A 15,670-nucleotide genomic window follows, 5' to 3' on the forward strand; every position below is an offset into this window, starting at 1 on the left:
GATTATGACTAAAAGATAGATTCTTTAAAATCTGAATTGTCAATCTTCTGTACTTTTATAATATTATTTGTTATTAAAGTGGTGTAGGTTGAATAATTTAAATATTTTTTATTATTATTAAATTAGTGACATGTCAATGGAGTAGATTTATGTCTGTGGCTTCAATAAGAAAAGTTTATAATATTTATGCTTCTTTCTACGATTTTGTATTTGGCTCTATTTTTAGCCCTGGCCGTGCATTATGCACCAGTATTATCAATAAAATCGCAAAGCAAAATGCTTCCATTCTTGAAATTGGCATTGGCACAGGATTGTCATTACCTCTTTATCGTTCAGATTTATGGATTACCGGGATAGATATCTCGGAAAAAATGCTGGAAAAAGCACAAGAGCAGGTTGAAAAAAACCAGTTGGAGGATAGGGTACAATTAAAAGTTATGGATGCGGCTTATTTAGAATTTCCCGATAATAGCTTTGATTTTATCGTTGCCATGTATGTTGCTTCGGTTGTTCCAGATGTTAATGCCTTTTTACAGGAGCTCACTCGTGTTGCTAAACCTACAGCCGAAATTATATTTGTAAACCATTTTGCTTCAGAGCATGCTGTTGTTCGTTTTTTTGAAAAAAAATTTGCTTATGTCAATAACCTGGTAGGTTTTAAGTCTGATTTTTCTGTCCATTCGATTCTGGATTACAAACAATTAAAGCTCTTAAACGCTCAAAAAATTAATTTATTTGGCTATTGGAAATTATTGCATTGTAAAATCAAAAAGGACAATGCCTCTGCATGATAGGGTAGACGGGGAATACTTTTCATAGAGTCAATCCTCATACTCATTTAAATCAAAAGCTTCTTGTAAATTCTCTAATTGTTCGGCAACTACATCCAATTTTTCAAAACTGGCAATATGAAACAATGCTTGCCCTGAGTGTACAAGAGGCAGTTTGCTTTCACCAATGATAATGCCGGATATCGGGGATTTTAATTTATATTCTTCGGTGCTTGTCGGGTTTGCAATAATTGCGATAACTTGACCTTTTGTGACTTTATTCCCGGATTTTTTGATGTGCCTCAATATTCCACTGATAGGCGCTCTTAGCCAATAGCTGTTCCTTGAAACAGTTGGTGTACATTTTTTTACCCCATATTTGCTGGGCTTAATCATCCCAAGTGCACCCATAACACTTAAAATTCCGTTGATGCCTGTTCTAATGGATAATTCATCAAATCGAAGAGATTCCCCTCCTTCGTAGACGAGAATATGAATTCCCTGTTCATTTGCATACTCTCTCATTGAACCGTCCCTAAAGGTTGAATGTAATATCACAGGAACGTTAAAAGCACGAGCTAAATCTTCAATTCCTTCCATATCAAGATTTGCCCGGATTTGCGGTAAATTAAACCTATGGTTTGATCCGGTATGTAAGTCAATTGCATGTGTCGATTGAGATAAAATTTGCTTGCTGATTATTTCTGCAAGCATTGAGGCAAGTGAGCCCTTGGAACTACCAGGGAACGAGCGATTTAAGTCTCTTCGGTCCATTAGGTAGCGTTCTTGATATAAAAATCCATAGACGTTAACAATGGGTATCGCAAGGACACTTCCATTGATATGTTTTAATCCCTTCTTTTTCAAGAGTCGTCGTATGATTTCAACCCCATTGATTTCATCGCCATGAATCGCTGCAGTAAGACAAAGTGTAGGCCCTTCTTCAGAGCCATTAATTACATGTATAGGCAGACAGATAGGAGTCCAGTCATATAATTTTGGCATAGGTAACAAAATTGTTTTACGTTCACCTGGTTTGATTTTTTCATCACCAATGATAATAGATGCTTTACTCATTTTTATCCTTAATTGAACATCAGTTCGGGATAATAAAGCCGAATCATAACTCCAATTCCCAAGCCCTTGGCATACTCGCGTTGCGGCTCGTTAGCGATACTAGAACATCTACCCCACCGCCAGTGATTTGGGGAGTGCCTCTTTATCTCTACGTCACGAGACTTGTTCGTTGGATCCAGAAAACACTCCCCACTCCCTGGATGCTAAAGACAAGCCGCGAGACTTCGAATGAGGAGGCTGTCCTGAGTCAATTGTATTGCTAGCCCCAACAAAACCCGGTAGGCAGCTAATTAAAATCCTTATCCCGATATCACGTTAATTTATGACTCTATAAAAAGTGTAGCTTGTATTTAGGAGTATAGGTAAACTCATGCCTAATTGACGTTGGAATAAAAATATAATAGCGTAAAGACATTTCATGAGGTAACTTACCAGATAATTAAGGATAATTATGCATTCATATATTAAAAAACTGCTTTTTACTGGACTATCATTGCCTGTTGTTTGTTCTGCGGGAACGATGGGGAATGTAGGCCCTTCCAAAATCTGGTCTATTCCTATTCAAGGAGGTTTTTTTGGCGCATCGCAAGGCAACGATCAGCATGTTGATATTGATGGTTTGATAGGCAACCAATACACTGTGGATAATAACTCCCAAATCAGTGGACTTGTAGGTTTGGGGTTATATATTAATGGTCCTTCTTATAATTGGTTTCAGCTTTCATATGGAGTCGATGCCTTTTATTTAGGACAAACCAAGGTCAAAGGTGATATTGTTCAGGAAGATTTATTTACCAACCTTTCCTACAAATACAACATTCAAAATGTTCCTGTTTATGCGGCAGCTAAAGCGCTTATTTACACGAATAATCCCGTTTATAACTTTACTGTAGATGCAGGTATAGGCCCTAATTTTATGTGGACTTCTGGTTATCATGAAACGCCATTAGTTGATTTTGCTGTACCTGATAATGCATTTAAAGGAGCAACAACGACAAGTTTTTCTGCAACGGTTGGAGCTGGGATCCGTTTAAACAATATTATTGGTCAAATACCATTTGAATGTGGTTATCGTTTCTTTTATTTAGGACAAGGCCATTTAAAGAGGGCTAATGATCAAATTCTTAATAACTTAAATACGGGTGACACCTATGCTAATGCACTTGTTTGCGCAGTGACAGTATAGATACCCGGAAGAAAAATGAGCGATCAAAAAGTCTTATGTCTAATTGTTATGTTCCTTATTTAATAAGGAGTGTAGTGTTTAATACAGAAACCATTGGCATCAAAGTTTTCACGGGCTATGCTTATATGAAATGAACCGAATTGCCTTATCGTAATTAATGGCTTGAGGCGAGAAGACAATTCTGGTGAGTCAATTAAGAGAACATACCAGATTACTTTTTCTGACTGATGATGCCGGTATTTCGTTCTATTCACCTTTTCGAGTTCTTTAATCTGAAAATGAAAGGTATTACCAATCGGTAATGACTTAATTTGTTCTGGACTTAACTGCCCCGCATAAAACACAGTAATATGACTGCCAACGGGGCTTTTTGCGGGTTCAATACAGGAAGCATCCTTGCCCTCTGTATGTTGTATTAGAATAGGATATAAAGCATTTAAATAATCATTGGAAACTTTTAAATAGACATATCCATTTTTGGTAACCTCCAATGTTCCTTGTGTTGGTAAAGATTGGGCGGTGCTGAGTAGCGCAGGATTATTGAGCACCGTTACAGTATAAGAATTATTGTTTCCACATGAAATTAATAATAGGAGCAGGAGGCTTTCATAAAAAAATCGAATTAAAGTTTTCATCGTCACTCCAATCTCTTATAGTGAATCCTTAATGTTTTAGTTTTCTTCAGGGCAATTGTACTCATGCTTAAGATGAAAACTGTTCTAGTGTTGCTTTAAATACAGCTAAATTCCAAGCTTTGACCAATTTATAATTTTCATAAGAAACAGGCATAATAAAGATAAGCGTATTATTTTTTTCATCACAATATACAGAAACTGAAAAATTCATACCTTCATTATTTTCCAGAGGCGAGGCAAGGGACTTTTTAACTAACTGTACTAATATACGATAATAAGCGCTATTTTCTGGTATTTTTCTAGAATGATGAATCACTAATTTTTTATCTTTAAATTCATAACAAATACCAAAAGGAAAATTATGGAGAAACTCTGTAACAATTGCGTCATATTCTTTGGGTAAAATTAAATGGCTTTCGTTCAATAGGTTGATGTTTTCAAGGGATAAGAGGGTATTTTCTTTTAGGAGATCTTGCAATGCTTGTGGACCGTTTACAGCATCGGCACATAAGCGATAACCTTCAATAATACCAGCGGTTTCTATAGAAATCAGAGACAATGAGTCTTTTAAATTAAGCCCATTTGACGCAAAGAATAATATTAAATTATGTCTGTCAATCCAAAAGAGGCAGGGTGATTGAAATGTATTTGATAGTATTTTTTGCAATCGAATTTTATTCTTCCACGGTATCTTGGCATCAATTGCAAAGGAAATGATTGTTGCAGGTTTTTGATGGTGAATAAGTGCATTGAGCCAATCACTAAAAGAATAGTTGAGATTAATTGAGTTTGTTACTGGCATAAAATGGGGTTTATAAATATAAACATTACCCAAAAACAAAACAGAAATTAAAATGAGCACGTTTAGGTATATAGATTCAATGGAGATAAAGCCAAAAACAGAAATCAATATAATCAAACCACTAAAAACAACGTCTAAATAATAACGATTACTAAAGGCATTGATTTGCAAATAAGCCATGCTGGAACGCAAGATAAAAAATATTAGCAGGAGTAAACTAAAACTGAACGCACTTTCTTGAAAGTATCCTACATAAAACAATGCAGTGATTAACCAGTAAAAAAAGCCAATTAAGGGTGTTATATATAATACACGTGTATTAAAACTATTTATAAATCGATTTAATGAAGAAATGCTGCATTTTTTTATGTCAAAATAAAACAATCTTCCCCAAGTAGAGCTTGCATTTAATAATGGGGCTATGAAATAAAATAGTTTGTAATAGTCATTATAATCAGCATGGTTGAGGCTGTAGTAATACATAATCCAAATTAACATACCCTCTAAGCTTATCAAGATACTTGCTAGACCAGCCCAAAAAAATTCGGGAATAAAAATTTGGGGGATAAAATGCCAGAACTCTTTGAGTTTTGGCCATATTGACTTTGGCCATTGATGTGTTGTATATGCATTTTTAATGTAATAAAGGCTTATCGCAGAGCTTAGAATTGCACTGCAAAAAGTATTTAACACAAGAGTATATCCACCGGCAAGCCACCAAAAAAGCATTAAAAATGCGATGCTTGCGCAAGGCAATAATAAAATGGAGAGCAGGGGACGAAAAACACGGAATTTTGCATAAATCCCTGAACGGCGAACCTCAACAAAAATATGTAATCCTAACTGAAAAATCACTGCGGCAATGTAGCTATTCTCCAGCACATGTTGGGAACCAATTTCAATAAAAGCAAGGGTTCCGAATATAAAACTCGTGATGAAACAACCACCTGAAAGAAGTATTGCGAGAAATTGCCAGTTTCCTAGCTCCTGAGCAAGCAGGCTATTTTGTTGTGAATTATGCAGATGGCGTATACGAGACCGCATCACTTCCAACATTCCCCACCACCCGGCATTGATAACAAAAATTGCTGCACGGAATAAAATGAGACTTTCAAGATGAGTACTGGTAAAGATTACGGTTAAAAAATAAAACTCAAGAACATGTACTGCCATCGTAAAAATGACATTAATACTAAAATAGCGTAAGCGAAAAATAATATAAGCTAAAATATTTTTTCCAAATAACGCTTCATTAAAACTAACAAAACCTTCCTTTTTTCTTTTTTGTTTGTTGATCCATTCTTGAATTGTTTGCGGCTGATGCATGGCAACATCCTTTTATAAGAGTTGTACTGGAAAACCAATCACACCCGTCAAACATATGCCTATCAGTATATGAGACAATGATACCCCAATAAGGGTTTGGCACCGTAAGTAAAGCCAGCCCCATGCTAATCCCAAGATGAAAAAAAGGATTGAGGCGTACAACGCAAAACTTGAATAAAAACTACAGAAAATAAGATTAGACATTAATATTGCATAGATCGAATGATCTTTTTTTACGTACTGCATCAAAGAACTTTGTAGGCAACCTCGTGCAATAAACTCTTGGATTGGCGCTAAAATAATAAATCCGATACTCAATTCCAGTAATTCATAAATATTTTTGCAAGAACACAACAAAGGAGTTTCTTTAAAGTAAGGCGTATTTGTGATTAATACCCACTTAATGAATAAAAAAGAACAGATAATGAAAAAACTCACTATTAAAGATTCGATGACTGATTGTTTACTGTTTTTCAAAGTAAACCCCATTTCAGCAAGTGAGTAACCATTTTTCCACATGACAACAAAAAAAATAAATGCTAATGCCAGCGTAATTCTAATATTTAGTACATTAGGGTGTTCAGTGAATTGAGCCCATGAAGAAATATCTTTTAAAATAATAAAGAGAGAAATGATCACTAATAAATATGTCATAAATCGTGCTGTTTGCACTTGGTTTTTAAGCAGAGATATTTCCTTTTTTAAAGTGTTGGTGGCTAATTTATTCGCTTCACGCAATCGATCGGGTAGTGCTTTACTAAGATTTACAATTAATTGAGCATAAAGCTGTGGATATTTATCTTGTAAATCCAGCATATTTATTGCATACAATTCTGAGGGGATTGCTGCGTATACAGAAGAGGAACGAGGCCTCCTATCTAATATACTCATTTCACCTAAATAATCACCACTAAATAAATCAGACAAATGCTGGCCTTTTGACTCAATGCCAATCTTTCCGGATTTAATTAAGTAAACAGAATCTCCTTTGGTATCCTCGTAAAATAAATAGTGATTCTTTTTTAATTTAATGCGTTTTACAAAGTGTAAAATAATTTCCAAGTCCTGGGGATTAATATTTTGAAATAGCATTTGGAAATCAGATAAATCGTTTATCCTTATCATATGTAAAAACTCCATTTTTTCGGAAAGTAAATTTATGTTGATCCCAATAATTTTTTTCCCTGCATAAAGAGGTTAAATGCCATTCATTTCTTAAAGTTGCATAAGAAATTTTTCGAAATGCGCGTGCTCCTTTTATACCCGTAAGTAATTCAGCAATAATTAAAGCAATTGAATTATCTATTTGTTTTAAACTACCCCTATTAGTTACTTCTTTGAATATACGTTGAATTGTAGGATCTTTGAATGTGTTTGTTTCATTTAATATGTTATTTGCAATTTTGCAGAGTGCTTGCCCTTTTTGTTCCAGGTCAAGCTGGGCTAGCATTGATGTTGCGTTAATTAATCTGTGCTTTATCCGTGCCAGCATTTTTTGAATGGCAGCGCGTTTTAATGTTTTAGTCCCATCTGAAAAAATAATAAGGCCGCATAAGTCTATCTTGTTTGAGCCCATGAACTGTTCTGAATCAGTGAATGGTCTACCCGCATGAGTAAGGTAAAAACGTTGGTTTTTATCTGGGTTACACCGCAATCTTAATTTTTCTAAAATAGCGCTTATGCGACGCTCACCTTCTTTGAATAAATCAAGATCGGTATTGGCATATATAAAATCATCACTATACCGTGCATAAAAACCATGTGGAATATCCGATAATGCCTCATCAAGTTCAGATAAATAGAGATTATAAATGAGTGTTGCTAAAGGTGATCCAACTGGAATACCTACTATTTTTTGATAAGGTAAATTATCTTCGGTATGTAAAATGGGTCTTAAAGCCTCTTCAATGACGATGCGTAAGCAATCGCGTTGTTCCAAATCTTTAATTTCTTCTAAAATATCATAGAAATAATTCCAAAAAATTGCATGGGTATCAGCGGGTATACTCCCCCCATAATTTGTTATATCTGCTCTTAAAACATAGAGATTTATTTGCTTATTTGGTTCCTGAATTTGTTTCAGGTAAGAGCAGAAAGATTGGATTGCTTGCTTGGCTGAACGCCCTGAAATGTAAGAATAAACAGATGGAGAGATTAAATGCAGCGTTCTTTCTCTAAATAAATCATATAAAAGACTAAGTAGGAGCCGATCAATATAGGAGTAATTTGCAATAAGGCGCATTTTAGAATTGATGTAAACCTTTCTTTCATCATACTGCATGGGTTGATAACAACCATTAAGCAACTCCCCTATAAGAATTTTGGTAATATTTTTTCTATCCGTATAGATATCGGAAATATTAATTCCTGCTTGATCTTGTTCAAAGACTCGATTGCTTCTTAGTAATTTATTATACAATTTAGAAATTCTTTGAATGCAACGAGTCTTGTCTTCTAGTTCGGTTATGAGAGGCTCATTGTTCATAACATTAGTCACAGTATAAGTTACATGAATGACAGTTAAGTCAATTGCTTGGTAAAAAACAGAAAAAAATAAAAAATTCGGCCGCAACCACAATTTTTTCTTCGAGTATAAATTGCAAGACAAACTTGTTATCTCGCAATGAGCAAGCTTATTTTCTTAACTGTCACTAAAAGTATAGACTATATTATTTCTCTTTAGTCGATTTCATTAGATCTGATGACAATTGATCCTCATTCTCTATACCAAAGCAATGCTTTTATTTTATTATTTAAATTCATTATTTTCTGATGTTTTTGGTATTGAAGAAGGAAGCCAAATGAAACGATTTTCGACCCTGTTTTTTTCTCAAAAAGAAGGCTCACTAAACTCTCATATAAAAGCCGAGGCCAATGTTCTGATTGATAAGAAATCTGGGGAAAATAGGCCACCTCAACGAATCGTTGCAGAAGTTTATTTTCCAACAATTTCATTTTTAGGTTGCCCCTTCATTTGGTACTATTATTCGTCTCATGACCTGGCCATTTGGACAGGACATTTATACGACACACCGCGGGACAACTACAACTCAAGAGCCATGCTTACAAAACTACAAACTATCCCTGGAGTGAGCATTGAGAATGGTGAAGCTGTAATTAGAAAGGCGGGTGATTTTTGTTTACAACATCAAATGAAATATATCTCATATGAAGAGTGCAATAACCTAAATGTCCCATTAAAAAAAATATAAACGAGACTCCTCTCTTTTGGCATAATTATCTGGTTATTCCTGAATTTAATTGAGCCATAAATTCATAAGGACTTACCTGGTGCGAGAAATAAAATCCTTGCCCATACTTACACCCATAGTGTTGGAGTTGCTCCCTAATTTCTTGGTTTTCTACTCCATTGGCGAAAACATCTAATTCTAAAGTTTGTGCCAGTTTAATAATGGCTTCAACAAGTTTAGATTTTTTCTCGTCTTTAGTCATATTTAAAATTAGCGATTTTTCAATTTTTATTCTGTTGATAGGAAAATTAACCAGATAAATAAAAGAAGAAAAACCGCTGCAAAAATCATGTATCGTTATATTAACACCTAGTCTGCTTAATTCGTTTAAAACGGGAATTGATTTTTCTTGATCAGACAAACAGGCGCGCTCATCGAATTCTAATATTAAATATTGAGGCGCTATTTTATTTTCATTAAGTAAACTTTCTATAAAGCCAGGCAGTTTTTTATCAATAGCATCTTTAATAGATAAGTTAATCGAAGAAAAAATTTTATGTCCTGCTTGATGCCAAAGGGCTAATTGTTGGGTGACATTGGTGAGCATAAACGAAGTTAATTGCTGGATTAAATTTGATCCCTCAATAAGAGAAATAAATTTTTCTGTACTAATTAATCCATATTTTTCATGTACAAAACTACCCATAGCTTCAGCGCCGATTATTTTACCGGTTGCCAGCTCAACTTCAGGTTGATAATAGATCTTAATCTCTTGGTTCTCTATGGATGCTTTTAGTCCACTCATTACAATCCTATTTGTCGTAAAATCGTCTTCCATATCTGGATTGTAAATTGCAAAGGGTTTGTCTTTCTTCCTTGCATGAAAAACGGCAGTGCGGGCATGATTTATTAATGAAACATTATCTTCCCCCGCGTCAGGATAGATAGCGGCTCCTGCAGTGGTACTGATGGCTACATTAATTCCATCAACTGTAAAATTAAGATTTGTCGCATCTATAATGGTATTTAATAACTTATTTAAATTAATATTTTTATTCAGCCTTGGTAACAATAAAGCAAACTCATCACCCTCTACTCGAGCTACACTATTGATTCCCATAGTTGCCTCTAGCATAAAAGAGGTAATTAACATCTCTTTTAGTTTTTTAACAAATTCAATCAATACGCTATTGGAATTAAAATTACCAAAATTGCTGTGGATCGCTTTAAAATCATTTAATTTTAATAGAATTACTGCCAATTCATTCGATTTTTCAATTTTATTAATGGACTGAGTTATTTGTTCACCAAACAAAAGTGCATTAGGCAACTGAGTAAAAAAATCGTGCTCACTTTCATATTTTAGTTTTGATTCGAGATCACCACTTTTATATCGAAGCTCCTCGGTTTTATTCGCAACAAATGATTCTGCTGTATTGACTAACCCATGGCAAAACGATTGTCCCCAATAGGCAAAGAGAAAGGGGGTGAGGTCAAGCATCCAAATAGCTGGGTTGGTTGCTTGTGCTTTAATAAATCCCTCAAGATTAATCCATCCTGTCATTTGGTAGGACACAATAAGTGAAGCGAGCAAGATGCTACTAATGGCAATGCTTAGCCCTATATAAGCATATTTATTCACATATTCCTTTAAAATAATCGAACTTTGTGCAAGCTTGTAATTTATATCCATATGCCAATAGGAGCTATTTTTAACTATATTGATGTATTCGGCAGAAGATATAATTACTTTAAAAATTTTTATACAGTCTTATGTGGATAAGAATAATCTATTGTATCTAATCTATAGATACAGTGCTTTTTCCGTAATCCTGCCGCAAAAAATCTTGTTTTTTGCGGGTTACAAAAAAGAAATGGGCATTTTTTATTATGTTCATGCAGCAGGGGATAACTTAAGTAATAGCCCTAATTCAACGAATAGTAATTCCAATATTAATACTACTCCTAGCCCAGAAACGAATCCTCCTCCGGGAATTAACTCTAATCCAGGCCCCCCCCTATTTTAAGAACTAATTCTAGTCCGGATACCAGCTACTAATTGGGCTTACATGAATTTTAAAAAATTGGGTTACTGCTCTAGAGGGAGCATTGCTAGTGGTGTAAGGGGGGCGTCATTTTCGTAAACGCAGAAATTCGTTCAATCCCTGTTTCGATCTGACGGCTAATTTTGCCATATAGCATTATTAATAGGCTGAATGTTGATGACTACAACTTTCTAATGAGGGTGATTTTTATTGGGAACAGAAAAATCTCAAATTTCTTTTCCTAATAAAAATCACCGCATTTTATAGTTTTTCATGATTAATATTTCTTGATTAAACAATGAATTACTTTTTACCTATATAAGGAGTTTGTTTTTACTTTTAACCATGTGGCTTAATTTAATTCAATTTTGAACCATAAAAAATATCTTTACACCCTGATTTGTTTCTGTTAACAATAAATTGCTGCCTTTTAGCGAAGAGTTGTAATGGATTTACTTGTCTTTACAAAGGAGTTAAAATTATGCCCAAAGATAGAATGGATATCGACGAAGGTTCTAAGGAAAAAGACCTCAAAAAGGAAAAAAAAGTTCAACAAAGCAATACCGATACCTCTCCCCCCCATGATTCTGAAACTGGCAAACATAACAAACAATTTACGGCACATGATTTCTCGCATCTTGCAGAGAATGAACATTTTCGTTATGCACCAAATAGCAAAAAAATAGGTCATGCGGTGATCACTAAAGAGGGTGATCAAACTGTTGCACTCCAATATGAGCTTCCTTCGGTTGATGATGAAGAAACACCCACAGTTCGTCCTTTGGTTAATATTGAGGCGATTGAGCCTTTCCGGGGTATGCATCGATTTAGGGCTCAAACACCCGATGGCCATACCCCGATGTATGCAAAACGATTTATTCAAGGAAAAGTAGGAGAGAATGAAAACGAAGAGCCCATTCAAATAGCCTGTTTTTCTCCTTCTCCCGAAGAGGGTAAGCAACCTTTTTGGGGGTCAATTAAAGAAACACCTTTATTTCGAGATGATCTTCCCAAATCAGTAAAGAAAGATTTAAAGAAAGATTTGGCAGAAATGGAGCTTGTCACTAAAGGTGGGGATGTATTAACGGTTGAGCATGATTCCGTTCCACAACGCGATCTTATTAAAACAAGAACTCCTGATCAAAATACAGTGATGGGGGAATCAGCTCGCGATGCTTATGAGCATTTTTTTGACAAAATGACCAGTGAGCTGCATCCAGAGATGAAAAAACGGTTACAACGCGCCTTTAAAGCAGATATTAAAGATAATTTTTATAAAAACAGCTTTCGCCCTGAGTGGTTACATCTTAAAGGTTGGTCATTAATGCCAATGAGTATGAATCCACAAACTAAAGATAACTTGGGTGCCGCGCCAAAATGGGCAAATACCCAAATGATGATTTTGGAGCGAATTATCAAATGGTTCGCTATAAATGCCCCAGACTCCTTATTAACAATTAAACCTAGATTTGAGATGTTGCTTGATTCTGAAGTGGTGAAGCATATTGATTTTGATGTGAAAATTAAAATAAAAGAACGATATGTAGAATTGATGCAATCCATAGATCCCTTTCTCGCTTATCCTTTATTTCCTAAAGCATCTGATTTAGCACAGGGGGCTGGAGTAACTTATAATATTTTAAATAAGATCGATCCGGTAAGCAAACAAGTTGTTAAAGGTGTTAAATCAAAAAGTGATGAACATGGTTCGTCTAAAAAAGGCACATCTATATTAACACAAACTCAAGCAAGCAAAACTAATGCAATAAAAGTACCCTCCTCTCAACAAGAGACCTCTTTAGGTAGAAAAAGAAGGCGAGATGCAGATGCTGAAGATGCTTTCGAAAGAAGTGCTCCAAATCCCAAACGAGTTGCCGTGGAAAACCAGGAAGCAAGACAGCCACATGAAACAATGAGTGACAAACCAAGTTCGCTTAATCGAAAAAGAAGGCGAAGGGAAGATAGTGACGATGAGTTCTTCGAGCCACCAGTTAGAAAACGGGTCAAGTTCCCCACTCATAATCAACATGAACGTTCTGTGGTGCAAATTTATTCTGATTTTTTCGTTGCCGATTATGATAATCCCTGGCGAGGCCCAGAATCATCTGCTTGCTCAGGTTCCGGTTTTATTGTTCAAGATCCCTCCTCCGGAAAAAAATACGTTATGACTAATGCTCATGTAGCGGAAAATACAACGTTTCTTCAAGTACGGTTAGCAAATAACCGTATCAAAAAATATGAAGCAAAGGTTAAATGTGTTTCATATCAGTGTGATTTAGCCTTATTAGAGGTTGATGATCCTGAGTTTGAGGAACTTGTAGACCCGGTAGAGTTGGGTGAAATGGTGAGTCTGCGGGATAGGATCATGGTTGTTGGCTTCCCTATGGGGGGTACAGAAATATCCCTTTCCAAAGGTATCGTGTCACGTATTCAAGTGGATGGTTACTCCATGAGTGGCCAAAATTTGTTACAAGCACAAGTGGATGCAGCAATTAACCCAGGGAATAGTGGTGGACCAGTATTTATAGGAAACAAAGTAGTTGGAGTTGCTTTTCAAGGATATGGTGGACATCAAGGATTGAACTATATTATTCCCGTTCCTATTATGGAGCATTTTTTAATCGAAGCATTTAGTAACAAGAAATATCGCGGATTTCCAACTCTTCCTATTGTTACCGAACAAATCGAAAATGTCCATGAACGTGAATTTTATAAGATGGGTAAACGATCGGGCATTCGAATTTTAAAAGCAGACAATTTATCGGATGCATTTAATAAGCTAAAACCCGACGATATTATACTTGCTATTGATGGATTACCGATTTCAAATGAAGGTACGGTCGATATTCCAGGGATTGGGAATTGTATCGATTATTTTCATGTGACGCAGTCTAAATTTATTGGCGATACGGTCAGGCTCAATATTTTACGCAAGAAAGATAATGGCGAGGGAGTTGAGGAATTAGAGATTGATGTTGTTTTGGACACTATCTTGGGGGATACCGAAAAAGTATCAGTCTCAGAGCACGATAAAATGCCCACTTATTACATAAACTCTGGAATTTGTTTTGTTCCGCTGACACGTAATTACATGGAAGGCAATGGCTGTGAATTTGAAGAGATGCATTTGGTCGAAGAGAATTGTTCCTTACCTGACGCACCCAAGAAAAATCCCACCGATCAAATTATTGTGATCAATACAATCCTTAACTGTAAAGAAACACAAGGTTATGAAAAGCATATTCGTGGAATTGTTAAAGAAATTAATGGCAAACCGATTAACAACATTCATGATGTTGTACGTGTTATGGAAGACAATAAAGATAAAAGACATGTGATTTCACTGGCTTCAAAATCAAAAATTGTTATCCCTAACATGTCTGCTCCAGAACATGCCAAGTTATTAAAACGTAATCATATAGCTCACGATCGATCTGCGGATTTAGACTGGATGTTTGTTGATTCCAAAGATTCTTCACCTGTAACTGTTTCAAAAAAATCAGAATTATACGTAGAAGAAATGGAGTTAACACAATCAGGAATGCATGCTCTTTTTGCCCGCATGGGATATCCAGAAATTATTAGTGGCTCCATTTATAATGGTAATCCTACACTTAATTTAGATGCCCTGAATCGTCAAGGGTTTATGCCTATATTAGCCGATGTTGACCAGAGAAACGTTTCTGGCCATTGGATTATGTTAATGCAAGGCCATGGTAATCGATACTTCATTTTTGATCCTTTAGGACAGGAATCAGGTAAAAATTATGTGGAATGTTTAGCAAGCCAATTACCTCAGGGAGCCAGGCTTTCTGTTATTCCGAATGCCAAAGGATTAAATAGAGGATTATGTGGGTATTGGGTTGCATCAACAGGTTTGAGGGCTTATGCCGCATTAAATCAAAAGACCTCACCAAGCCTGGAGAAACTTGGTCAAAAGGTTACTGAGGAGATGCAAGCTGAGTTAGCCAATAATGGATTCATGAAAATTATAACCTGGTTGCAATCGGTGTCCGAAAAATTTACAGGCTCTCCATCAGCAAAACCAATTGATGCACGAGATTTAAGGCAAGAAAGTGAAGCAGAGCTACAGCGACCTAAAATTTTAAGCCCTATTCCCATAAAACCGGTCTCGTTGGGCCTCTTTGGCAAACACCCTGCAAAAATTGAGCAAAAAGAAGCCAATACAAAACGAAGGCGAATTATTGAATCAGATGAAGAGGAAACTGAGGAAGTGAAAAGCCTGTCATCGGGTAAGGAAGAAGGTGGGTTAACGAGGGACATGTTACCTGGTTTAAAACGCTGGCAACAAAAAATAGAGGAGTTGGAGGAGCGTTATAAAGATCTTCCAGAGGATGAAGAAGAGGATGAGGAATATGTTAACTCCTCTGAGGGTTCAGAATATTCTGATGAGGAAGAAAGTGAAGCTGACGAAAATAGTATGGATCTAGGGGATTCAGATTCAGAAGAGATCGCCGAAGTACAAGTGAAAAATAAATCTTCTAACAGAGCACGTCTTCATGGTCATGGATTTTTCAGACCTACCTCTATGGATGTTGACACTAATGCTGAACAGAATCAGAAACGATTCCAATACAAATAATCCATTTCTATATTGCGCTGGGTAAATCAAGCCCA

Annotated in this window: 11 protein-coding genes; 5 read left to right on the forward strand and 6 right to left on the reverse strand. The window is 35.8% G+C overall.

From position 1 onward, the window contains the following. The first annotated feature begins 149 nt into the window (after positions 1 to 149). Positions 150 to 791, forward strand: a complete 642-nt coding sequence (gene pmtA / locus EKG34_RS04730) for a phospholipid N-methyltransferase PmtA (protein ID WP_003633963.1) — start codon at positions 150 to 152, stop codon at positions 789 to 791. Between the two features lie 30 nt (positions 792 to 821). Here the strand turns inward: pmtA and EKG34_RS04735 are convergent, their stop codons facing one another. After that, positions 822 to 1,847, reverse strand: coding sequence for a succinylglutamate desuccinylase/aspartoacylase family protein (locus EKG34_RS04735; protein WP_003633965.1), 1,026 nt, complete (start codon positions 1,845 to 1,847; stop codon positions 822 to 824). A 451-nt stretch (positions 1,848 to 2,298) separates the two neighbouring features. On the opposite strand from EKG34_RS04735, the gene EKG34_RS04740 reads away from it, so the two are divergent. Beyond that, positions 2,299 to 3,033, forward strand: coding sequence for a hypothetical protein (locus tag EKG34_RS04740; RefSeq protein ID WP_003633966.1), 735 nt, complete (start codon positions 2,299 to 2,301; stop codon positions 3,031 to 3,033). A gap of 59 nt (positions 3,034 to 3,092) precedes the next feature. Here the strand turns inward: EKG34_RS04740 and EKG34_RS04745 are convergent, their stop codons facing one another. The 4 genes from EKG34_RS04745 to EKG34_RS04760 form a co-directional block, all read right to left on the reverse strand. After that, the gene (locus tag EKG34_RS04745; protein WP_003633968.1) at positions 3,093 to 3,668 is read right to left on the reverse strand and encodes a hypothetical protein; all 576 of its coding nucleotides are present in this window, start codon (positions 3,666 to 3,668) and stop codon (positions 3,093 to 3,095) included. 67 nt (positions 3,669 to 3,735) lie between these two features. Then, a complete protein-coding gene (locus tag EKG34_RS04750; RefSeq protein ID WP_012979562.1) occupies positions 3,736 to 5,796 on the reverse strand; it encodes a hypothetical protein in 2,061 nt (686 codons plus the stop codon). Positions 5,797 to 5,808: 12 nt separating this feature from the next. Beyond that, positions 5,809 to 6,921 (reverse strand): cyclic nucleotide-binding domain-containing protein, encoded by a 1,113-nt coding sequence (locus tag EKG34_RS04755; protein ID WP_003633972.1) that lies wholly within the window; start codon positions 6,919 to 6,921, stop codon positions 5,809 to 5,811. Beyond that, positions 6,896 to 8,281 (reverse strand): reverse transcriptase domain-containing protein, encoded by a 1,386-nt coding sequence (locus tag EKG34_RS04760; RefSeq protein ID WP_012979561.1) that lies wholly within the window; start codon positions 8,279 to 8,281, stop codon positions 6,896 to 6,898. The genes EKG34_RS04755 and EKG34_RS04760 overlap by 26 nt, the downstream gene beginning before the upstream one ends. Positions 8,282 to 8,597: 316 nt before the next feature. Between EKG34_RS04760 and EKG34_RS04765 the strand changes: the two genes are divergently transcribed. Next, positions 8,598 to 9,008, forward strand: coding sequence for a hypothetical protein (locus tag EKG34_RS04765; RefSeq protein ID WP_125461280.1), 411 nt, complete (start codon positions 8,598 to 8,600; stop codon positions 9,006 to 9,008). A 25-nt stretch (positions 9,009 to 9,033) separates the two neighbouring features. Here EKG34_RS04765 and EKG34_RS04770 read toward each other — a convergent pair whose 3' ends face one another. Next, positions 9,034 to 10,680 (reverse strand): putative bifunctional diguanylate cyclase/phosphodiesterase, encoded by a 1,647-nt coding sequence (locus EKG34_RS04770; RefSeq protein WP_003633977.1) that lies wholly within the window; start codon positions 10,678 to 10,680, stop codon positions 9,034 to 9,036. 82 nt (positions 10,681 to 10,762) lie between these two features. On the opposite strand from EKG34_RS04770, the gene EKG34_RS18155 reads away from it, so the two are divergent. Beyond that, the gene (locus EKG34_RS18155; RefSeq protein WP_125461281.1) at positions 10,763 to 11,014 is read left to right on the forward strand and encodes a hypothetical protein; all 252 of its coding nucleotides are present in this window, start codon (positions 10,763 to 10,765) and stop codon (positions 11,012 to 11,014) included. Between the two features lie 499 nt (positions 11,015 to 11,513). After that, positions 11,514 to 15,635 carry a PDZ domain-containing protein gene (locus tag EKG34_RS04775; protein ID WP_003633981.1) on the forward strand — a complete coding sequence of 1,374 codons (4,122 nt, stop codon included), beginning with the start codon at positions 11,514 to 11,516 and terminating at the stop codon, positions 15,633 to 15,635. Positions 15,636 to 15,670 lie beyond the last annotated feature (35 nt).

Source organism: Legionella longbeachae, from assembly GCF_004283175.1.
In the GTDB taxonomy this organism is placed as follows: Bacteria; Pseudomonadota; Gammaproteobacteria; order Legionellales; family Legionellaceae; genus Legionella; species Legionella longbeachae.

Bases quoted from the DNA above. Each gene is read 5' to 3' on its own strand.
- pmtA (WP_003633963.1), top strand. From the start codon at position 150: ATGTCTGTGGCTTCAATAAGAAAAGTTTATAATATTTATGCTTCTTTC.
- EKG34_RS04735 (WP_003633965.1), bottom strand. From the start codon at position 1,847: ATGAGTAAAGCATCTATTATCATTGGTGATGAAAAAATCAAACCAGGT.
- EKG34_RS04740 (WP_003633966.1), top strand. From the start codon at position 2,299: ATGCATTCATATATTAAAAAACTGCTTTTTACTGGACTATCATTGCCT.
- EKG34_RS04745 (WP_003633968.1), bottom strand. From the start codon at position 3,668: ATGAAAACTTTAATTCGATTTTTTTATGAAAGCCTCCTGCTCCTATTA.
- EKG34_RS04750 (WP_012979562.1), bottom strand. From the start codon at position 5,796: ATGCATCAGCCGCAAACAATTCAAGAATGGATCAACAAACAAAAAAGA.
- EKG34_RS04755 (WP_003633972.1), bottom strand. From the start codon at position 6,921: ATGATAAGGATAAACGATTTATCTGATTTCCAAATGCTATTTCAAAAT.
- EKG34_RS04760 (WP_012979561.1), bottom strand. From the start codon at position 8,281: ATGAACAATGAGCCTCTCATAACCGAACTAGAAGACAAGACTCGTTGC.
- EKG34_RS04765 (WP_125461280.1), top strand. From the start codon at position 8,598: ATGAAACGATTTTCGACCCTGTTTTTTTCTCAAAAAGAAGGCTCACTA.
- EKG34_RS04770 (WP_003633977.1), bottom strand. From the start codon at position 10,680: ATGGATATAAATTACAAGCTTGCACAAAGTTCGATTATTTTAAAGGAA.
- EKG34_RS04775 (WP_003633981.1), top strand. From the start codon at position 11,514: ATGCCCAAAGATAGAATGGATATCGACGAAGGTTCTAAGGAAAAAGAC.